This is a genomic window from Corynebacterium sp. KPL1814, assembly GCF_000478175.1.
In the GTDB taxonomy this organism is placed as follows: Bacteria; Actinomycetota; Actinomycetes; order Mycobacteriales; family Mycobacteriaceae; genus Corynebacterium.
The window spans coordinates 808463-828889 of sequence record NZ_KI515774.1 but is presented as its reverse complement, the minus strand read 5'-3'; the positions used below and the strand labels follow the sequence as shown (position 1 = coordinate 828889).

Sequence of the window (20427 nt, the reverse complement as noted above, 5' to 3'; positions counted from 1 at the left end):
ATCCGCGCTCAAGACGCTGTGGTTGATGATCTGCAACATTGAAGACAAACGAGCCGCAAAGAGAGCGAAACAAGGCAAACGAGCCTCGGCTACCGCCAGCAGGCTCGTGGAAGGAGCCCGAGTTTCCGGCTGGAAACAAGCCATCAACCAAATGGCCGTAGCCTTTCCCGCCCGCTTCGACAAATACCTATAAACCTAGCCCCACACACAAACAACTTGACACGCTCCGACACCACGCCGGGGAATACCCGTAAAGCCGGCGAGCCACTGGACTACGACACCAACACTGATCCTGATACCAACACTGATCCTGATTACGACTCTGATGGTGAGGCTGAGGGGGAGGTACCGGTAGTCTTTTATGCCACCAACACCCCAGACAATCCTATTGCTGCTGCTGGAGCACAAGCCCGGAAGAACTCCTGGTTTTTCTACCAGTCACTCCTTCCAGACCTGGGCGACGACGTCGATCTGACACTGACCAGCCTGGCTAAAGACTTAGGCCTTAGCTATAGCATCTTGTCTGGCATTATTAGGGCGCATTTCCGCATGCAGGAACTCCCCCTGGTAGCAGCGACTAACGTGGAGCAGTGGATCCTGGATACACCACGCTTGCGGGTTATCGATAGGGAAGTAGAACGTATAGGCGACAACCACGAACGCCTGGGCCTGGTCGATGCCGCCCTGGCAGACTATCTGACACCGACAGCACCGAGCCAACATGTACCTAGCGTGGCAGAAATCCGCCGCTTTATCCGCGACTTCATCGACACCCACCACCTGGCAGACGACGACACTGACGAGGTCGAACTGAAGTGCCCCGGGTTTTGTTCCTAGGCGTTTGCCTTGATTTCTATTATTGCTTGCGGCGGGTGCTGGTCCCAAAATTCGGTTTCCACTTCAGCTGGCGTGCGGTAGCCCAAGCTTTGGTGAAGCCTCGTCTCGTTCCACCATGACACCCACTCAAACGTCGCGATTTCCACCTCGACAACCTCATCCCACCTGCGAGTATGGATCAGCTCGTTTTTGTAGGAACCATTAACGTTTTCCGCCAGAGCATTGTCATAGGAGTCGCCAACAGTTCCGGTGGAAGCGGCAATCCCGTGCTGGGCAAGACGCTCGTTGTAGACAACGCTGACATACTGCGAGCCGTGATCCGAATGATGAATGAGACCTGTTGTTTCCTCAGCAGACGCGATCGCCTGGTTGAGAGCTTGCAGCGGCAACGCTTCGGTGCGCATGGAATCTGATAACGCCCACCCAACGATCCGTCGGGAGTAAACATCGGTGACAAACGCGGCATACACAAAGCCTTTCTTCGTGCGCACGTAGGTAATATCAGCCACCCACAGCTTGTTCGGGCCTTCGGCTTTGAATTCTCGCTCCACCAAGTCCGGGCGCAAATCCGGCCTTTGAGGTGTGCGAGTGGTCATAGGCGAGCGGCCTTTGCCTTTGCCTGATACACCGGCTAGACGCATCAGCCGCGCGGTTTGTTCACGACCGATATCGATTCCGTCACGATGAAGAGCATGCCACATTTTCCGCACACCGTAGATGCCGTAATTATCCCGATGGATAGCACTAATGCGTTCAACCAGCACAGCATCACGAAGGCCGCGAGCACTTACCCCACGGGCCTTGGACTGACGATACCCACGCGAGGTGATGAACCCACCAGCGCGGTTTTTCTTCAACGTCTTACAGATGAACTCGACAGAGAAACGATTCCGGTATTCATCGATGAACCGGATCATTTCCGACGTTTTGGGTCGAGTTCCGACGCGAAAAAAGCTGAGGCAGCCTTTAAAAGTTCATTGGTGTCGCGTAGCTCTTGATTTTCACGGCGAAGCCTCGCGTTTTCGGCGGCCAGATCTTCAGGCACGGGTTCTGGGATGTTTCCCGCACGGCGGGCCTGTTGGGTCCATTGACGGGCTGTGTGCCATGACACCCCCAGCTTTGGGGCTACTGCCTGGCACGCGGCTTGCATCGACATATTTTCCGCCAAGATGCGGTCCTCTACAAGACGGACCACACGATCCTTCGCATCCTGGTCAAATTTTCTTGGCATATTCCAGATTTTCCCATCTACTCAAACGGAACAAAACCTGGGACACTTCATCTGGCGGCCTCCTGCCGGTACTCCGGGGTGTACTTCTTCCTTGACGAACTCACAATGAACATCCTCTCCTACGGACACAAGATCCGCACTAATCGGGTGTCCACTAAACGAGGGTAACCTCACATGGACCCAATAACCGGCACCATCGCCTGGCTACACCAAGACGGCACCTACCAAATAGACCACCCGAAAGGACCACTCGCTACCTGCAACTCACACTGGCACTACACCTGGAAACAATTCCTCACACACAAAAGAAACAAACACAACAACAAAAAATAGGAACCACCCACCCAACACCACCACACCAGTGCGCCCAAAAGCAGTGACCGGGTTGATGACACTGCGAGCAATGGACGAGGATATTCTAGATTCTTTGAATGTCGTTTAGCACTGTAGAATGGGTGCGGTATTTCTGTGCGAGTTCCAACCAAGAAAGGGTAGGACTGAATGTCGGAGCGCAACCAGCACGGCCGTATTGGCCGAGGACAAGACCGTCGGGGTCGAAATCCACGCAACTCGGGGGACCGTGATTCTCGCGGAGGGGGAAAGAAGAAATCTTTCTCTCCACAGCGCTCTGGTTATAGGGAAGAGCGAATCAACCGTCGTATGACCGATCCGGACATTCCTGAAGAAATTGATATCAATGATTTGGACCCATTGGTGCTCCAAGACCTGAAATCACTCTCCAAAGAAAACTCGGAGGCCGTCGCCAAGCATATGATCATGGCGGCGACTTGGATGGATGATGATCCTAAGCTGGCGCTGCGGCATGCGCGCGCGGCTAAGGATCGTGCAGGCCGCGTGGCTATCGCCCGAGAAGTTAACGGTATCGCTGCTTACCGCGCCAGCGAGTGGAAAGAGGCGCTATCTGAGCTGCGCGCTGCCCGCCGTATTTCTGGCGGTCCAGGAATGCTTGCGGTTATGGCTGATTGTGAACGCGGATTGGGTCGGCCGGAAAAGGCCTTGGAGTTAGGACGCAGCGAGGAGGCCAAGGAGCTAGACAAAGAATCCGCTACCGAATTAGCAATTGTGTTGGCAGGCGCTCGCCTTGACCTCGATCAGCCTGAATCAGCGGTGGTTACCATTCAGAGGGCACAACCTGACCGCAACGATCGGGGAGTAAGTGCTTGTAGGCTGTCGTATGCCTATGCAAACGCGCTTCTTGCTGCGGGTCGCAACGATGAAGCACACGAGTGGTTCGAGCACACCATCGCCATTGATGAGGGCGACTGGACCGATGCCGCTGACCGATTGGCGGAATGTAAGTAATGAGTGTTTTGAGCAAACATGACGCCTTATTGTTGGACTTGGATGGAACCGTCTGGGAGGGTGGCCGTCCGCTAAGCAACGTCGTAGACGTTATTAATACGTGTGGAGTTCCCGCCGTATATGTAACAAATAATGCGTCGCGGAGCCCAGAAGCCGTTGCCACAATGCTGACGGATATCGGTTTGACTGCGGATTCTGGTGATATCGTCACCTCCGCCCAGGCAGTGTTGCAGTTAGCTGCCGAGGAAATCCCGTCGGGTGCGAAGGTGCTAATTATCGGCGCGGATTCTTTCAGGGACTTGGCCAAGGACATGGGTTTTTCCGTGGTCTCGAGTGCTAATGATAAACCAGCAGCCGTCCTGCAAGGATTTGATAAGTCCGTCGGGTGGGAACAGCTGACGGAGGGCGCGCTGGCTATCCGGGCAGGCGCGAAATTTTTCGCCTCAAATTTGGATACGTCCCTTCCAATTGAGCGGGGGCTAGGCGTTGGCAATGGCTCCCTAGTCGCTGCCGTCGAAAAGGCGACGGGAGTAGAGCCCGTATCTGCCGGCAAACCTGAACCAGCAATGTTCTTCCTTGCGGCCAAAAAGGTTGGGTCGAAAAAGCCATTGGCGGTGGGCGACCGGCTAGATACGGATATTGTTGGAGGTAACGCCGCAGCGATGAATACCTTTCATGTCTTGACCGGCGTATCGGGCGAGCTGGAGCTTATCGAGGCCCCCGTGGAGGCACGGCCTAACTTCATTGGTGCAGGCATGCACGAGCTTTCATTGCCTATTTCGCAGGTGCGACCTGGACCGCAAGGAGATTTTACCGCGCGGTGTGATGGGTATGACGTTCTCTTGCAGGGGGGAAACGAATCCTCTACCTCAGTGCAAGCGCTGCGGACGGTCTTGGAAGTGGCGTGGTCGATGCCAGCACCACCTCGGTATATTCAGCCGCGTAGCGAGTTTGCGGAGAAGGTTGTGTCGAAATGGCGGTAAAGCCACACGATTTTCGGGCCGTGAAAGAGCCCGAAGAAGTAGATTCGGAGATTTCGACAATTCTCGGCGAGGATGCACCGACACTCGCAGAAGAAGTCGACCAACTGGACAGGGCGCATTCCGTGTTGCGGAATGCTTTGCAGGAGAACTAATGCCACCACAACGCCGCAGGCTGGATGCAGAGCTTGTGCGCCGAAAAATTGCGCGATCTCGTGAGCAAGCCCGCGAGATGATCAAGTCTGGCCGTGTGACGGTCGGCGGGTTTAAGGCAGAAAAGCCTGCAACTGTCGTGGATCCTGAAGTCTCCATCAAGGTCGAGGAGTCTGAGGAAGACAAGTGGGCATCTCGTGGCGCGCACAAGCTCCTAGGCGCATTTGCCGCATTCGACGTCGACATGAATGGCCGCATCTTAGATGCAGGGGCATCGACAGGAGGCTTTACGGATGTGTGCTTGGCGTACGGTGCGCGTGAGGTACTTTCCGTTGACGTCGGTTATGGGCAGTTACTGTGGCGGCTGCAAAATGACGAGCGCGTGACCGTCTTGGATAGGACCAATATCCGCACTATTACTCCGGAGATGACCAATGGCCAGTGCGATGGCATGGTCGGGGATTTATCTTTCATTTCCTTAAAACTGGTGCTGCCAGCAATTGTGGAGTGTATGAAGGACGGAGCGTGGCTCCTGCCCATGGTCAAGCCGCAGTTTGAGGTGGGCAAGGAGCGCATCGGCAGCGGCGGGGTGGTTCGTTCTCCGGAGATGCGTACAGAGGTCACGCAGGACGTTGCTGAATTTGCCGTGTCTTTAGGCCTTAGTCTGCACGGTGTTGTGGCTTCACCGTTGCCGGGTCCGAGTGGAAATGTGGAATATTTCCTGTGGCTGAAAAAGGACGGTATGTCCACGGACGTGGCTACAATGAAACAGATGATTGATACTGCCGTTGAAGAAGGTCCGCAGTAATGCGAGAGATATTGTTGGTTCCGCATGCCAATCGCGCAGAGAACCTGCAGGCTACCTCCCGTGCAGCCGAGTTATTGCAGGAGGCAGGGATAACGGTTCGCGTTTGTGCGGACGAAACCGTACTGCCGGGGCTACAGCACGTCCCGCATACTGATAACGCGGCGGCGGGATGCGAACTGGTCCTTGTTCTCGGCGGTGATGGAACCTTCCTGCGTGCAGCTGATATGGCACGCGCGGTTGATATTCCTGTCCTCGGAGTGAATCTGGGTCATGTTGGCTTCCTCGCAGAATGGGAAGTGGAGTCATTAGACCGTGCCGTGGCTCGCGTAATAGAGAAGAGCTACCGGGTGGAGGACAGACTGACGGTGGATGTCTCTATTTCGGATGCCAACGGTCACCAACTGGCTAGCAGTTGGGCTTTGAATGAGGCCTCGGTAGAAAACCAGAACAGGTCGGGCGTGTTGGATGCGATTTTGGAGATCGACCGGCGCCCGGTCTCGTCGTTCGGTTGTGACGGCGTGCTAATTTCGACGCCAACGGGTTCAACGGCGTATGCATTTTCTGCCGGCGGCCCAGTGCTGTGGCCATCGCTAGATGCAATCTTGGTCGTGCCGAATAATGCCCATGCACTCTTTACTAAACCTTTAGTGGTTTCTCCCAACTCTTTGGTGGCGGTGGAATCAACCATGCAAACCACACCGGCCGTGGTTATCTTGGATGGGTGCAGGGAACTTATTATGCCGCCGGGCGCCCGCGTTGAGGTGGTGCGCGGTAAGCGCCCCGTACGCTGGGTGCGGTTGGATGATCAGCCCTTTACGGATCGATTGGTCTCTAAGCTGCGGTTGCCCGTGGAAGGCTGGCGTGGACCGAAGGAGAAATAGTGCTTGTCGATATTTCTATCAATGATTTAGGAGTCATTCGCCATAGCTCTGCGGAATTATCGGAGGGCCTGACCGTATTGACCGGTGAGACCGGCGCTGGCAAAACCATGGTGGTTACGGGGCTTCGATTGTTGGCCGGCGGGCGTGCCGATGCCTCTCGGGTGCGCGATGGCGCTAAAAAAGCGGCCGTGGAGGGCCATTTTAGTTCCGCGAAGGAGAGCATCAGCCAGCTGGTGGACTCGGTGGGCGGTGAGCCAGATGAAAATGGTGAATTTATTGTCTCGCGCACGGTTTCGGCTGCGGGGCGATCGCGGGCGTATTTGGGAGGGCGAGCCGTACCGGCCGCCACGTTGGGAGATTTCGCGCGGGAGATAATTACCGTGCATGGTCAGAATGACCAATTGCGCCTCTTGGCCCCAGAGGAGCAACTCGCGGCCGTGGACCGTGCAGACCCGCAACTGGCTGGCGTTCGGGAAGACTATGCTGAGGCCTTTAAAAAGTGGCGCAGCCTGGCCAAGGATTATCGCCGGCGCACCGAGTCTCGTAGGGAACTTGCCCAGGAAGTTGACCGCCTGCAATATGCCCTAGAGGAGATCAACGGTGTGGCGCCCGAGCCAGGGGAAGACGCGGAGCTAGTGCAGTTGGTGCAGCGCCTGCAAGACGTGGACGGTCTGCGCGAATCCGCGCACACTGCCTTGGCAGCGATCGATGGAACGGAAGAGATTGATGAGGCCGCTTCTTCGCTGCTCGGGCGCGCGGGATCGGCGTTAGTGGGATCCTCGGATAAGCAGCTGGCGGACTTAGGCGAGCGCATTTCTGAAATCACCACGCAGCTAGGCGATATTTCAGCTGAGCTCGGTGGATACCTCGCGGGACTGCCGGCAGATCCGAATCTGCTGGAAAAGTCTCTGCAACGCCAACAGGATCTCCGAGCCTTGACCCGTAAATACGCCAGCGATATCGATGGTGTTTTGGCGTGGCGCGATGAGGCGGAGTCCAAATTGCAGTCGATGGATACCTCCACTGAAGTCCTCGAGGAACTTAAGGCGCAGGTCAAAGAGGCCGAGCAGGAGATGAAGCGGAAGGCGGCGAAGCTTACGAAGAGCCGCCGGAAAGCGGCGGAGGCGCTGGGCAAGTTGGTGACTGAAGAGCTGCATGGATTGGCCATGCCCAATTCCACTATGTCGGTTGAGCTTTCCGCGGCAAAGTATTCCAAGACAGGCGCCGATGCTGCGGAGCTGCAGCTCAATGGGAAGCCTTTGGCCACTGCGGCCTCCGGTGGCGAGTTGTCTCGAGTCATGCTTGCCCTTGAGGTTGTGCTCGCCAGCGAGGACGGTGCGACATTGGTCTTCGACGAGGTCGATGCCGGCGTGGGCGGGCGTGCGGCGGTAGAAATTGGGCGTCGGCTAGCACGGCTGGCTGCGCACAATCAGGTTATCGTCGTGACCCACCTGCCGCAGGTAGCGGCGTATGCGGATGCGCATTTGCATGTCTCGAAAGATAAATTTACCTCTGGGGTAGCCGAGCTAACGGAACAGGAGCGCGTGGAGGAATTGGCGCGCATGCTGGCTGGTTTGGATGACACCGAGACGGGGCGCGCCCATGCCCAAGAGCTTTTTGATCGCGCACAAAAAGAAGCTTCCGCGCGCCTTACCCAGCTGGCGGACTAAGCAAGGAACAATGGAGCCCATGGCTCTGTTTTCCCGTACCCCTGATCATCCTGGTGAGCATGCTGCATTGCGCGATTGCACCCCGGGCGCGAAAGGTCTTAAGAAGTTTTCTGAAGGTGATATCGCCGTTATTGATGCGGCGAATATTTCTCGCCCCGAGGCACAAACCCTCGTGGAATTGCAGCCCTCAGCGGTGGTCAACGTCGCCAGGTTTTCTACTGGCTCCATTCCTAATTGCGGTCCGCACATGCTTCTCGATGCCGACATTGACCTCCTCGAAGGCCTCGGCGAGGAATTTATCTCGGAGTTTAAGGATGGCAAGAAGGCACATATTGGGGACGATGGAAAGGTCTACGTCGCGGATAAAGTAGTCGGGACGGGGCAGAAGGTTTCCCGGGAGCGCGCAGACAAGAACTTCAAGGCGGCACAAAGCGCACTCATTGACCACATGGAGTCCTATTTCGCGAGCTCCATCGACTTCATTAATTCTGAAGGCCCGCTGCTTATCGATGGCCTCGGGGTCCCCGCATCCGGTTCCGAGATAGCTGGCCGGAAGGTCATCGTTTTATCTCCCACTGAAGACCACCGCTCCCAGCTGAAAGAATTGCGCAATTTCATCCGGGAGTATGAACCGCTGCTCATTGCGGTTGATGAAGCCGCGGATTCTCTGCTGGAGCAGGGATATAAGCCTGACTTCATCATTGGCGATCCTGCCAAGGTAAGCGATGAGGCGCTGCGTTGCGGCGCGCGCATTGTGGTGCCTGCGGATCCAGAAGGCAGCGTGGAGAGCATTGACCGCATCCAAGAATTGGGCATCGGGGCCATGACGTTTCCGGCGGCTTCGGAATCGGCCACGGATTTAGCGCTGCTCTTTGCGGATTACCACGGTGCGGGCCTTATCATGCAGTCAGGTGGCGGCTTTGACCTCGATGATGTTTTTGCCAACCGCGTGGCTCCGTCTGCTGTAATGTCTCGGCTGAAGGCCGGAACCAAGGTGGTCGATGCTGAGGCAGTAATCAACCTGTATTCCGCTCCGTCCTCACACCTTGGTTGGCTATGGGCCCTTTTGAGTATCTTGGTGGCGATTGCAGCGATCATCTTGATCGTGGGCTTCGGCGGGAGCCAGGATTTCTTGAGTAATTTAAGCCAGACCTGGTCGAGCCTATTCTAAGCGGGGGGTAAAAATATGGCGAAAGCGCAACTAATTACGGGCCTCGGACTAGGGGCGGCGGTTGGTGTGACCCTCGGTGCCTTGGTGATCGCGCCCAACCTGACCACCAGCGTGGCCGACGATGACCCGATCCGTGCGGAACACCGCAAGGTAGTGCAAGAAAATAAGATCTTGCAGAACCAAAATGAGGCGAGCGATGACATCGTCAATGATGTGGCACCAGATCTGGTCTCCGGTACGTTATCGCAGCGACCGGTGCTGGTCATTTCCACCGATGACGCAAATAGCAGCGATCTTTCTGATATCACGAAGCTCTTAGAAGCCTCCGGGGCCACCGCAGCGGGAGAAATCAAGCTAAGTAAGGACTTTCTGCGCGGGGAAAGCAAAGACGATATCGTAAAAATCCTTAAAGATAAGGCCCCGAAAAAGGCAGATCTTAAAGGACTCGATAAAACCGTAGGAAGCTATGGCGGCGAGGTTTTGGGCGCGGCCTTATCCATGGACCCAGAAAGCACGGAACCGCTCGCTAGCGTAAAAGAGCGATCTGAGCTGCTGCGTGCCCTGCGCGATGAGGACTTTATTGATTATAAGGACGGGACTATCCTTCCTGCCCAGTCCATCCTCATTGTTTCTGGCAGCGGGGTGCGCGGATATTATTCCGACACCTTGGCTGAGTTTGCCACCGCTTTGGATGAGGTCAATGGCAGCGTGGTGATGAGCGCGCGGAGCAAGCAGACCCAGGACGATAAGACAGTAGAGCAATTGCGCACCAATGACGTGGATCTTTCTACCGTAGACGGCATTGAGCGCGCGGTAGAGCGCATTGCTGTGATTTCCGCCGCCGAAGAACAGCTTAATGGGGGCAGGGGGGACTACGGATCGGCAGAAAGCGCAGATTCCGCCCTACCGGAAGAGGAGAAATAACAGTGGCCCACGATTTTCAGGTCTTGGATTCAGAGTTAATTTTTGATGCGCCTATCGTCGCCGTACGCCGCGATACCTTGTCCATGCCAGGAGGCAACACGGCGGATAGGGAGATCATCGAGCACCTAGGAGCCGTCGCGGTGGTCGCCTTAGATGAGGATCGGCGGATCGCGATGGTGCATCAGTACCGGCATAGCGTCGGCAAGCGGCTGTGGGAGCTGCCCGCAGGACTGCTCGATGTGAAGGGCGAGGACGAGCTTTCAGGCGCGCAGCGCGAGCTGCAAGAAGAAGCGGGCCTTGCCGCTAAGGACTGGGAAGTTCTCACGGATATGGTGACCTCGCCGGGGTTTTGTGAGGAAGCCGTGCGGATTTTCCTTGCTCGTGACCTTAGTGAGGTTCCCGCGCTGCAGGACACCGGCGATGAAGAAGCCGATATGGATTTTGCCTGGGTGGACCTAGACCAGGCGGTTGACAGGGTGCTGAGGGGTGAGATAGTTAATTCCGTTGCGTGCGCGGGTATTTTATCTGCATATGCCACGGTCATTGGGGGAAAGCCGACGCGTTCGGTGGATGCGCCGTTCGATTTGCGCCCGACCCACATGGCTGCTCGACGCAGCGGACCGGATCTGAAAAAGCAGTGACTGCTGCAGAGGACATCGCTCAGACTTGGTTGAATCACCTCGCCGTCGAACGCGGCGTTTCAGCAAATACCCTGAGCAATTACCGGCGGGATATTCGCCGATACGTGGACTGGCTGGCAGCAAATGGGGTCCAGGACCTACGGCAGGTAACTCGACCGATGGTGGAGGCCTATTTAAAGGATCTGCGCGAAAATATGGCGGTATCTTCTGCCAACCGTGCCCTCATCGTGGCGCGCGGGTTGCATAAATTCGCCGTTGCGGAGGGTGAAGTTGATAGCGATGTTGCCGCCGAGGTGAGCCCGCCATCCACGGGGCAACACTTGCCGGAAACCTTGAGCGTGGATGAGGTGGCACGGCTCATCGAATCGACGCCTACGGAAACGCCGGTTGACCTCCGCGATAGGGCGCTTCTAGAAGTGCTTTATGGCACTGGGGCGCGCATCTCTGAGGTAATTTCGCTCAACGTCGATGACGTAGCTACTGCCGATGACGTCCTAGTCCTGCATGGCAAAGGCGATAAGGAGCGGCTTGTACCCCTGGGCTCGCATGCCAGGCAGGCTATCGACGCCTACCTAGTGCGCGCCCGTCCCGTGCTGGGAAAGGGCAAGACTGCCGCGCTGTTTTTGAATACGCGCGGCGGGGCGCTCTCGCGGCAAAGCGCGTGGTCCATCATTAAGACCGCTGCGCAGCGCAGCCAGTTGGATAAATCTATTTCCCCGCACACGCTGCGCCATTCCTTTGCCACGCACCTTCTCGAAGGCGGTGCCGATGTGCGCACCGTGCAGGAGCTCTTAGGACATTCCTCAGTGACTACCACGCAAATCTATACGCACGTTACCGCTGATTCCTTGCGGGAGGTATGGCGCGCGGCGCATCCGAGGGCGTAGCTTCCATTGCTTAAGTCAAAGATAGAGGCTTGATATTTGCAAAGTCTCGGTAGTCATACAGGGGAGCGGGTACGCTATAGTTACAACGTTGTAAGCAACCCTATGCCAAATGTCATGGTCCATGACTTGGCGTCAAGGAAGAAGGTTTGACTGTGAGCGAAGAGGGTCTCTTTTCAGCCTCTGATGTAGAGACGGGGCTAACTGGCCGCCCTGTCCGCGAGCTGCCGGAACCCGCCCCCTTGGAAAAACATGGGCCCGCCACCATCATCTCGATGTGTAACCAAAAGGGTGGCGTGGGAAAGACCACGTCAACCATCAACATGGGGGCCTGCCTCGCAGAGTATGGACGCAAGGTCCTACTGGTTGATTTGGACCCGCAAGGCGCCCTTTCCGCTGGGCTGGGATTAAACCATGATGACATCGAGGACTCGATTTATGACGTGATGCTGGATAGCCATACTTCTATACACTCCGCCATTCATCACACCAGCGTGTCCGGCATGGACCTCGTTCCGGCCAATATTGATCTTTCCGCGGCAGAGATCCAGATGGTCAATGAAGTAGGCCGCGAGCACACCTTGGCGCGCGCCCTGCGTCCGGTGCGCCGTGACTATGACTTCATCATTATTGACTGCCAGCCTTCCTTGGGTCTGCTTACGGTCAACGCCCTAGCTTGTTCCCAGGGCGTCATCATCCCCATGGAATGCGAGTTCTTCTCGCTGCGCGGGCTTGCCTTGCTCACGGACACGGTGGAAAAGGTCTCTGACCGCATCAACTTCGATCTGGAAGTCATGGGTATTTTGGTCACCATGTTCGATCGGCGCACCAAGCATGCCCGCGAGGTAATGTCCCGCGTGGTGGAATACTTTGGGGACCAAGTATTCGATACCGTCATTACCCGTACCGTGCGCTTCCCAGAAACCTCCGTGGCCGGCGAGCCCATCACCTCGTGGGCTCCAAATTCGCAGGCCGCGCAGCAATACCGCGATCTGGCGAAGGAAGTCATCGAGCGCTCGACCGTTTAAGCTACCGTGACGCAACCAGAGATTACGGGGTTTCGCATTGCCCTGCGGAATTTCGAGGGCCCATTTGATCTGCTTTTGCAGCTCATCCAGGCCAAGAAGATGGATATCACGGATGTGGCCTTGTCTGAGGTGACCGATGAATTTGTGGGCTACACGCGGCAGTTGGGCGAGAACGCGGATTTGGATGAGACGACTGATTTCTTGGTCGTGGCGGCAACGCTGTTGGACTTAAAGGCCGCACGGCTCTTGCCACGGGGTGAGGTCGATGATCTAGAGGACCTGGAGCTGCTGGAATCGCGTGACCTGCTCTTTGCCCGCCTTTTGCAGTACAAAGCCTATAAGCAGGCGGCGGATCAATTTGCCCGCTGGCAGCGGGAAGCGCAGCGCTCCTATCCGCGCGCGGTCAGCATCGAGGAGCAATTTGCGGAGCTTTTACCTCCCGTGACGTTGGGGCATACTCCGGCGAGCTTTGCGGAAATGGCGGCGGGTGTCTTTCGCCCCAAGCCGCCGGAAGAAGTGGCAACGGGCCATATTCATGGCGTTGCCGTCTCCGTACCCGAACAAGCTGGAAAGATCCTCGAAACGCTCAAACTCATGGGCGCAGGGCAGTGGACAAGTTTTTCCTCGCTTACCCGGGATTGCACCACAACCATGCATATCGTCGGCAGGTTCTTGGCGCTCTTGGAACTGTTTAAGGCCAAGGCGGTCGATGCCCAGCAGGAGGAAGCGCTGGGCCAGCTGGACCTTTCCTGGACCGGCTTGGACGTAGATCCCGCGGTTGTAGCCGCAGCAAATTGGGACTAGTGCTAGCACCGCCGTCCGTGGTTGTACTCTAAGGGGCATGGATCTTCCGCTCATTTCGCAATTGCGATCCCGGCTCGAATCGATTTTGCTGGTGCTCGATTCGCCGGCATCCGTAGAGTCCTTGGCGCGGGCGCTTAGCGTGGAACCGGCGGTCATTAGTGACTGCTTGCGGGCCATCCAACGCGAATTCGATAGCCGCGGCTCTGGAATTGAGCTGCGCGAAACGCCAGAAGGTTGGCGGTTTTATACCCGCCAGGAAAACGCCAGCGCGGTGGAGGAGTTCTTATTGGATGGGGCACAAACAAAGCTCTCGCGCGCGGCCTTGGAAACCCTCGCCGTCGTGGCCTATCGCCAACCGGTCACGCGCCAGCAGGTCTCGGCGGTCCGCGGTGTCAACGTGGACGGCGTGATGCGCACCCTTAACCTGCGTGGGCTCATCCGCGAGCTCCCACAGGACGAGTTCGAAGGGGCGTCGCACCGGTATGAAACCACCGAGCTTTTCCTCGAACTCCTAGGCATAGACTCGCTGGAACGCCTTCCGGATCTGGCACCGCTTCTCCCAGATGTCGATGCAATCGACGAAGAGTACTGAGGTGGGGTAGACTCACGCAGGTAATTTCATATCTTCGAGAGAAAAGGACACTTAAGTGACTCCTCCCGCTCGCCGTGACGGCACACCGGATAAGAAGCAGCGAGACAGCGATATCGTTGTCTCTAATGCCAAGCCGGCTCGTAATCAACACGTTTCCAAGAAAAAGCAGAAGGCCACTGCAGAGTCGGTGGCGCGCGATTTGGGCGCTGACTGGCTGGTCGATGATGAAAAGCCCAAGGGCGAGCGCCTGCAGAAGGTCTTGGCCAAGGCGGGCGTCGCATCGCGCCGCCACGCGGAAATCCTCATTGATGCCGGCCGTGTCGAAGTAAATGGCAATGTCATTCTCAAGCAGGGCGTTAAGGTCAATCCCGCCGTGGACGTCATCCGCGTCGACGGTGTTCGCGTCAATGTCAACGAGGACCAAGAATATTTCATCCTCAATAAACCCCGCGGAATGCAGTCGACGATGTCAGATGATCTCGGTCGCCCCTGCGTGGGGGACGTGGTGTCTGAAAAGGTTGCCTCGGGCCAGCGCCTATTCCACGTCGGCCGCTTGGATGCGGATACGGAAGGCCTGCTCATCCTCACCAACGATGGGGAATTGGCCAACCGCCTGATGCACCCCAAGTATGAGGTGAAGAAAACTTACTTGGCCACGGTACTGGGTGAGGCCGATAATAAGCTTGTGCGCCAGCTCAAAGAGGGCATCGAGCTAGAGGATGGCCTAGCCAAGGCCGATTTCGTGCAGGTAGTGGACCAGAACCAGGGGTTCTCTCTGGTCCGAGTCGAGTTGCACGAAGGCCGCAAGCACATCGTGCGCCGCCTGCTGAAGGAAGCCGGCTATCCCGTACAGCGCCTGGTGCGCACCAAGCTGCACACGGTCCAATTGGGCGATATGAAGCCCGGCGGGCTGCGCGCACTGAATTCCAACGAGTTGACGAGCTTGTACAAAGCGGTGGGAATGTAATGATTTCGAATATGCCTGATGAAGGTTTGATTCTTGCGGTCGATGGCCCCTCCGGAACGGGAAAGTCCACGACATGCCGGGCCCTAGCTAAGCAATTGGACGCAAAATACATCGATACCGGCGCCATGTACCGCGTGGCAACCTTGGCGGTATTGCGCCAAGGCGTGGATCCCGCGGACAAGGAAGCGGTGATTTCCGCGACGGCGAATCTGCCCTTGGAGGTTTCCGATGATCCGGATTCCACGCAGGTGCTTTTCGATGGCGCCGATGTCTCCCGCGTCATCAGGGAAGACGAGGTCACCCAGAACGTCTCCGCAGTATCTGCCATCCCAGAGGTGCGCGAGAACTTGGTGGCATTGCAGCGCACGCTGGCGCAACGCGCCCACCGCGCCATCGTAGAGGGCCGCGATATCGGCACCGTGGTGCTTGCCGATGCCCCCGCCAAGGCATTCATGACGGCCTCGGCGGAAGTTCGCGCGCAGCGCCGACACGGTCAAAACGAAAAGGCCGGCATCGCCTCCGATTTTGAATCGGTACTGGCAGATGTGCAGCGCCGCGATGCCGCGGATTCTTCCCGCGCCACCTCGCCGCTTCGCCCAGCCGACGATGCCACTATCGTCGATACCTCTGACATGAGCCCGGAGGACGTCGTGCAGGCTCTTATCAACGTGGTTAAGGAGTCCCGCTCATGAGCAATAAAGATTTTGAGTCCCCAGAGGAAGAAGTCACGCAGTTCCATTACCCTGCGGGTAAGTTCGACGAGGAAACGGTAGAGACCTCGCCGGGGTGGGCTACGGACGATTTTGATGCCGAAGAATTCGACTACGACTTTGATGAGTCAGAGTTCGGCGAGGCCGACTACGGGGACGAGGACGACCTCGAGCAACCTCTCAGTGAGGACGAGTGGGAGCAGCTCTCGCAGTCGCTTGGCTTTGCCGATGCCACCGAAGAAGCCCTGTGCACCGTCGCCATTGTGGGCCGGCCGAATGTGGGCAAGTCTTCGCTGGTTAATCGCTTCCTCGGCCGCCGCGAGGCCGTCGTAGAAGACCACCCTGGCGTTACCCGTGACCGCGTGTCCTACGTGGCGGACTGGAATGGGCAGCGCTTTATCGTGCAGGATACCGGCGGTTGGGATCCCAACGTCAAAGGCATGCACGCCGATATCGCCCGCCAGGCAGAAATGGCGATGGATACCGCCGATGTCATCGTAATGGTGGTAGACACCAAAGTAGGCATTACCGAAACCGATGAGGTTATGGCGCGCCGCCTGCAAAAGTCTCCGGTTCCGGTGATCGTGGTATCGAATAAGTTCGATTCCGATAACCAGTATGCGGATATGGCGCAGTTCTACGCCTTGGGCCTCGGGGACCCGTGGCCGGTGTCCGCACAACACGGACGCGGTGGCGCGGACGTGCTGGATGAGATCCTGCGCAGCTTCCCCGAAGAACCGCGCGAGACCTCGATTACGTCGGGCCCTCGCCGCGTCGCGCTCGTCGGCAGGCCTAATGTGGGCAAGTCCTCGTTGCTCAATAAGCTCACCAGCGAGGAGCGCTCGGTGGTAGATAATGTCGCCGGCACCACGGTGGATCCCGTGGACTCGCTGGTGCAGTTAGATGAGCAGTTGTGGAAGTTTATTGATACCGCGGGCCTGCGCAAGAAAGTCAAGAACGCGCAGGGCCACGAGTATTATGCGTCCTTGCGCACCCGCGGCGTGATCGATGCGGCTGAGGTATGCATCATGCTTATCGATGCCTCCGAGGAGATCTCCGAGCAAGACCAGCGCGTGCTCAATATGGTGCTGGAATCCGGCAAGGCACTGGTCATCGCGTTCAATAAATGGGACCTGATGGACGAGGACCGCCGCTATTACCTCGACCGAGAGATTGACGAGCAGCTGCGGCACTTGCCGTGGGTGACCCGCGTTAATATTTCAGCTGAGACCGGTCGCGCCCTGCAGAAACTGGAGCCTGCCATGATTGATGCCCTAGAGAGCTGGGATCAGCGCGTGTCTACCGGTCAGCTCAATAACTGGATGCGTGAGGCGATTGCGGCCAACCCGCCGCCGATGAAGAATAATCGTTTGCCGCGCGTGCTCTTTGCTACGCAGGCATCGACCCAGCCACCGACGATTGTTTTATTTACCACTGGATTCCTCGATGCATCCTACCGGCGCTACCTTGAGCGCAAGTTCCGCGAGCGTTTTGGTTTCCACGGCACTCCCATCCGCATCGCCGTGCGCGTGCGCGAACGCCGAGGCAAGAAGCGGAAATAAGAGTTCACTGCGAAAGCGAGCGAAGCACTCACACTTGTGGGGCTTCGCTTGTTTTTTATCTACCTCATTACGCTCGGTGTCATTGGCAGCTAAGCTTGAAAGACATTAGATCATTGGCTTAGGCCCAGAAAGCAAGAAGGTAAATACGGTGTCACAGAAAATCGAGATCTTGCGCGGGCAAAATATCACTCTCAAGGCGTTGAGCGTGGACCATACCCCTGGACTAGCTGAGGCGGTACAGGACGGGGAGTTATGGAAGCGGTGGTACACCAAGGTTCCATCACCAAGCGAGATGGAAAAAGCCGTGGAAGAACGCATTTCTTGGTATGACTCCCACGGATCGCAGCTTTTTACGGTATTTGATTCAGCCGGCGCTACCGTGGGAATGACTGGCTATCAGGCCCTAGACCTAGATAACAGGCGCGCACAAATCGGATACACCTGGTACAGGCAATCGGCGCAGAATACTGCGGTTAATGCAGACTGCAAACTGGCACTCATGGGCCATGCATTTGAGCAGCTTGATTGCTTATCCGTGTTCTTCACCACCAACTCCTTTAACCGCGAAAGCCGCCGCGCGTTGGAATCCCTAGGGGCGCATCTGGACGGGATCCTTCGCGGCCACCAGATACTGGATAACGGGTTAGTCAGAGATACCTGCGTGTACAGCGTGCTGCGGCATGAGTGGCCCGCAGTGAAAAATCACTTACAGTACAAGGTCGAATTAAAGTCCGGGAAGGACAAGGCCTGAGGAGTCGACAACTAAGTGCGCAACAGCTTTCGGGGTTGGCACGTGAGGTGTAGTTGAGCTTGTCTCGCCGGCACAGCCGGAGCTCACTGTAGAGGCATCAGGGCGCCTCAAAACTACATAATTTCGCCGGTTAACCCGGTATTTTACCACTTAGGAGAGCAAAAGTGTCACCAACAATGGTGTGACACTTCGCTCTCCTTTTCGCTTCGGTGAAAGCACTATGGCGCCGATAGGATAAAACTTGTCAACCATTTACTTTCTGTTTGAAAGGCATGACATGTTAGCGAATGTGATTGCCCCGGATTCAGTCCTGGCTATCGTGCTTCAAGTCATAATCATTTTAAGTGCTTTGCTTTTGGGCACCCGCTATGGCGGGATCGGCCTAGGATTAATTTCTGGCATCGGCTTGATGCTGATGGTCTTCGTATTTGGCTTGGCACCGGGCGAGCCCCCCGTGTCGGTCATGCTTACGATCATTGCCGTTATCGGCTGCGCAGCCACGCTGCAACAAGCACAAGGTTTGGAAGTGATGATGCAGCATGCAGAGAAGTTCTTGCGTGCTCATCCAGAGCGCATCACCATTTTGGCACCACTGACTACTTGGTTCCTTACCGTACTGTGCGGCACTGGCCACGTGGTCTACACCATGTTTCCGATTATTGAAGACATCGCGCTCAAAAAGGGCATCCGTCCTGAGCGTCCAATGGCAGTGGCCTCGACCTCGGCCCAGATGGGTATTACCGCTTCGCCCGTGTCCGTGGCTACCGTTTCTCTTGCGTCGATCCTTGCGGAAAATGCTGGAGCTATCGACAAGGCTTATTCGATTCCGCAGATTCTTACGGTGGCGCTTCCCGCATCCTTATGCGGTGTTGTTCTCGCTGCGTTATGGTCGCTGCGTCGCGGAAAGGACCTGGACAAGGATCCGGCTTTCCAAGAGCGGATGAAAGACCCAGAGTTTGCCGCCAGCATCAATAAGAGCGCCGATTCGCTCATCGGTAAGGAATTTTCCCGCGAGGCTAAGCGCTCGGTAGTCGTCTTCCTCATCGCTATTGCCTGCGTGGTCCTCCTCGGCGCCTTCGAGTTCCTGCGCCCACTGGTTCCTGGTGATGACGGCGAGCTGAGCCCTGTATCCATGAACCTAGTCATCCAGATGGTCATGCTCGTCGCCGGTGCCATCATCCTTCTTAGCTGCAAGGTAGATACTAAAAAGATTGCATCTACGCCAGTATTCAAGGCCGGCATGACAGCTGTATTTTCCGTCTTTGGTGTTGCGTGGATGGCAGATACGTTCTTCCAATCCCACATCGATGCACTGGAGACGAACTTGGGCTCTGTCGTTGAGGCGGCCCCTTGGACCTACGCCGTCGTGTTGGTAGTTGTGTCCAAGTTGGTAAATTCGCAGGCTGCTGCACTGGTAGCAATTGCTCCCATTGGCTTGCAATTGGGCATTGACCCGGCTGTCATCGTTGGTTTCTACGGTGCGGCTTATGGTTACTTCATCTTGCCCACGTATCCTTCCGACTTGGCCTGCATCGGCTTCGATCGCACGGGTACGACGCGAATTGGCAAATACGTCATCAACCACTCGTTCCTTATCCCCGGAGCGATCTCCGTATTTACCTCCTGTGTGGTCGGCTCCCTCTTGGCCCAGGTTCTCCTGTAATCAGTCGCGAGACTTCGCCTCCCGTACCAGCACGAAAGCATCCGTGCGGTACGGGATGTGTAGTTTTTGCCCGGGAGAAAAGCCCATGTGTTCGTAGAGGTACCAGTTCAGGTTGTGGGTCATGCGCTCGTGGATGTCCTCGTTATTTCTTAGCCAGTATGAACGGGTGTGCATGAGTTGGTGGAGCTGTTCTGGGGTGAGTTCGTGGGTCCAGCTCAGACGGAGCTCGCGGTCTAATGTCCAAGGCGCTCTGTACTCCGGATAGAAGCCGGGCTTATGCACGTCGCCAGAGTGCATGATGCGGCTTAACCGAAGGATCCAGGGATCCGCGTGTACGTCGAGGGTATTCCACACTAAAAGGACGCGCCCGCCCGGCGCGAGGATGCGGTCCAGCTCGGCGGAGGCGGCGGCAACGTCGACCCAGTGCCAGGTTTGGGCGAGGCAGGCGGCGTTGAGGGAGGCATCGGCAAGCGCGGTGTGCTCGGCCGTGGCGCGGATGATGGGAACGTCTAGGCGGTGGTGGAGCACGCGGGCCATGTCTGGAGATGGCTCGACCGCAAACACGGTGGGATTGGTGAGGGACTCGGTAAGTTTGCCGGTGCCGGCGCCGATATCGGCAACGCGGTGGGCGCCGGCGATGAGCTCAGCAACCTCGGGCGGGTAATGGGGGCGGACATCCTGATAGGTATGTGCACCGTGGTGGAAGGCGCGCGCTGCCTGGGTGCGCTGGGGATCGGTGCTGAAGGTAGGCTTCTGCTTCGCAGAGGGGTTGCGGTAGCTGGGGAAGTGCTGGGGGTTGGGATGGCGAGTCGACATAGGCTATCTAACCTACCGGGAATTAGAATGG

The 20427-nt window shown here is 56.9% G+C and carries 21 protein-coding genes and 1 pseudogene; 20 read left to right on the top strand and 2 right to left on the bottom strand.

The features are described from left to right. Window positions 1–193, top strand: a pseudogene (locus HMPREF1257_RS03910) (IS256 family transposase); the annotation flags it as partial. Between the two features lie 23 nt (window positions 194–216). Next, window positions 217–837: a hypothetical protein gene (locus HMPREF1257_RS03905; protein ID WP_023031201.1), complete on the top strand. Its 621-nt coding sequence runs from the start codon at window positions 217–219 to the stop codon at window positions 835–837. Here HMPREF1257_RS03905 and HMPREF1257_RS12180 read toward each other — a convergent pair. Continuing rightward, window positions 834–2068, bottom strand: a protein-coding gene (locus HMPREF1257_RS12180; RefSeq protein WP_176453645.1) for an IS3 family transposase whose coding sequence is annotated in 2 segments (ribosomal slippage) — window positions 834–1780 and window positions 1780–2068 — 1236 coding nt in all. Because the reading frame shifts where the segments join, the coding sequence is not laid out codon by codon here. The two genes, HMPREF1257_RS03905 and HMPREF1257_RS12180, sit on opposite strands and share 4 nt — an antisense overlap. Window positions 2069–2728: 660 nt before the next feature. Here HMPREF1257_RS12180 and HMPREF1257_RS03890 point away from each other — a divergent pair. The 18 genes from HMPREF1257_RS03890 to HMPREF1257_RS03810 all read left to right on the top strand — a co-directional run bounded on the left by HMPREF1257_RS03890 (window position 2729) and on the right by HMPREF1257_RS03810 (window position 19580). After that, a complete protein-coding gene (locus tag HMPREF1257_RS03890; protein WP_023022219.1) occupies window positions 2729–3391 on the top strand; it encodes a hypothetical protein in 663 nt (220 codons plus the stop codon). Beyond that, complete coding sequence (locus tag HMPREF1257_RS03885) at window positions 3391–4374, top strand: HAD-IIA family hydrolase (protein WP_023022221.1); 984 nt, start codon at window positions 3391–3393, stop codon at window positions 4372–4374. Before HMPREF1257_RS03890 ends, HMPREF1257_RS03885 begins: the two co-directional genes overlap by 1 nt. Next, window positions 4365–4526, top strand: coding sequence for a hypothetical protein (locus tag HMPREF1257_RS12365; RefSeq protein WP_005282788.1), 162 nt, complete (start codon window positions 4365–4367; stop codon window positions 4524–4526). Before HMPREF1257_RS03885 ends, HMPREF1257_RS12365 begins: the two co-directional genes overlap by 10 nt. After that, window positions 4526–5332, top strand: a complete 807-nt coding sequence (locus HMPREF1257_RS03880; protein WP_023022223.1) for a TlyA family RNA methyltransferase — start codon at window positions 4526–4528, stop codon at window positions 5330–5332. The genes HMPREF1257_RS12365 and HMPREF1257_RS03880 overlap by 1 nt, the downstream gene beginning before the upstream one ends. Beyond that, window positions 5332–6213 (top strand): NAD kinase, encoded by an 882-nt coding sequence (locus HMPREF1257_RS03875; protein ID WP_023022225.1) that lies wholly within the window; start codon window positions 5332–5334, stop codon window positions 6211–6213. The genes HMPREF1257_RS03880 and HMPREF1257_RS03875 overlap by 1 nt, the downstream gene beginning before the upstream one ends. After that, the gene (recN, locus tag HMPREF1257_RS03870; RefSeq protein WP_023022227.1) at window positions 6213–7883 is read left to right on the top strand and encodes a DNA repair protein RecN; all 1671 of its coding nucleotides are present in this window, start codon (window positions 6213–6215) and stop codon (window positions 7881–7883) included. Before HMPREF1257_RS03875 ends, recN begins: the two co-directional genes overlap by 1 nt. A gap of 10 nt (window positions 7884–7893) precedes the next feature. Beyond that, complete coding sequence (gene steA / locus HMPREF1257_RS03865) at window positions 7894–9054, top strand: putative cytokinetic ring protein SteA (RefSeq protein ID WP_198010483.1); 1161 nt, start codon at window positions 7894–7896, stop codon at window positions 9052–9054. Window positions 9055–9069: 15 nt separating this feature from the next. Continuing rightward, window positions 9070–9978: a copper transporter gene (locus HMPREF1257_RS03860; protein WP_023022231.1), complete on the top strand. Its 909-nt coding sequence runs from the start codon at window positions 9070–9072 to the stop codon at window positions 9976–9978. A gap of 2 nt (window positions 9979–9980) precedes the next feature. Further along, window positions 9981–10619, top strand: coding sequence for an NUDIX hydrolase (locus HMPREF1257_RS03855; RefSeq protein WP_023022232.1), 639 nt, complete (start codon window positions 9981–9983; stop codon window positions 10617–10619). Beyond that, complete coding sequence (gene xerD, locus HMPREF1257_RS03850; protein WP_023022234.1) at window positions 10616–11506, top strand: site-specific tyrosine recombinase XerD; 891 nt, start codon at window positions 10616–10618, stop codon at window positions 11504–11506. The genes HMPREF1257_RS03855 and xerD overlap by 4 nt, the downstream gene beginning before the upstream one ends. 152 nt (window positions 11507–11658) lie before the next feature. Further along, window positions 11659–12531 (top strand): ParA family protein, encoded by an 873-nt coding sequence (locus HMPREF1257_RS03845; RefSeq protein WP_023022236.1) that lies wholly within the window; start codon window positions 11659–11661, stop codon window positions 12529–12531. A 6-nt stretch (window positions 12532–12537) separates the two neighbouring features. Then, window positions 12538–13335, top strand: a complete 798-nt coding sequence (locus tag HMPREF1257_RS03840; RefSeq protein ID WP_023017549.1) for a ScpA family protein — start codon at window positions 12538–12540, stop codon at window positions 13333–13335. 37 nt (window positions 13336–13372) lie between these two features. Continuing rightward, entirely contained in the window at window positions 13373–13927 is a 555-nt protein-coding gene (gene scpB, locus HMPREF1257_RS03835; protein WP_023017548.1) for an SMC-Scp complex subunit ScpB, read from the top strand. Between the two features lie 55 nt (window positions 13928–13982). Next, window positions 13983–14894 carry a pseudouridine synthase gene (locus tag HMPREF1257_RS03830; RefSeq protein WP_023022239.1) on the top strand — a complete coding sequence of 304 codons (912 nt, stop codon included), beginning with the start codon at window positions 13983–13985 and terminating at the stop codon, window positions 14892–14894. After that, window positions 14894–15586, top strand: coding sequence for a (d)CMP kinase (gene cmk / locus HMPREF1257_RS03825; protein ID WP_023022241.1), 693 nt, complete (start codon window positions 14894–14896; stop codon window positions 15584–15586). Before HMPREF1257_RS03830 ends, cmk begins: the two co-directional genes overlap by 1 nt. Further along, a complete protein-coding gene (gene der, locus HMPREF1257_RS03820) occupies window positions 15583–17166 on the top strand; it encodes a ribosome biogenesis GTPase Der (protein ID WP_023022243.1) in 1584 nt (527 codons plus the stop codon). Before cmk ends, der begins: the two co-directional genes overlap by 4 nt. Window positions 17167–17314: 148 nt before the next feature. Then, window positions 17315–17917: a GNAT family N-acetyltransferase gene (locus HMPREF1257_RS03815; RefSeq protein WP_023022245.1), complete on the top strand. Its 603-nt coding sequence runs from the start codon at window positions 17315–17317 to the stop codon at window positions 17915–17917. A gap of 277 nt (window positions 17918–18194) precedes the next feature. Then, the gene (locus HMPREF1257_RS03810; RefSeq protein WP_023022247.1) at window positions 18195–19580 is read left to right on the top strand and encodes an anaerobic C4-dicarboxylate transporter; all 1386 of its coding nucleotides are present in this window, start codon (window positions 18195–18197) and stop codon (window positions 19578–19580) included. Here the strand turns inward: HMPREF1257_RS03810 and HMPREF1257_RS03805 are convergent, their stop codons facing one another. Then, complete coding sequence (locus HMPREF1257_RS03805; RefSeq protein WP_023022249.1) at window positions 19581–20396, bottom strand: class I SAM-dependent methyltransferase; 816 nt, start codon at window positions 20394–20396, stop codon at window positions 19581–19583. Window positions 20397–20427 lie beyond the last annotated feature (31 nt).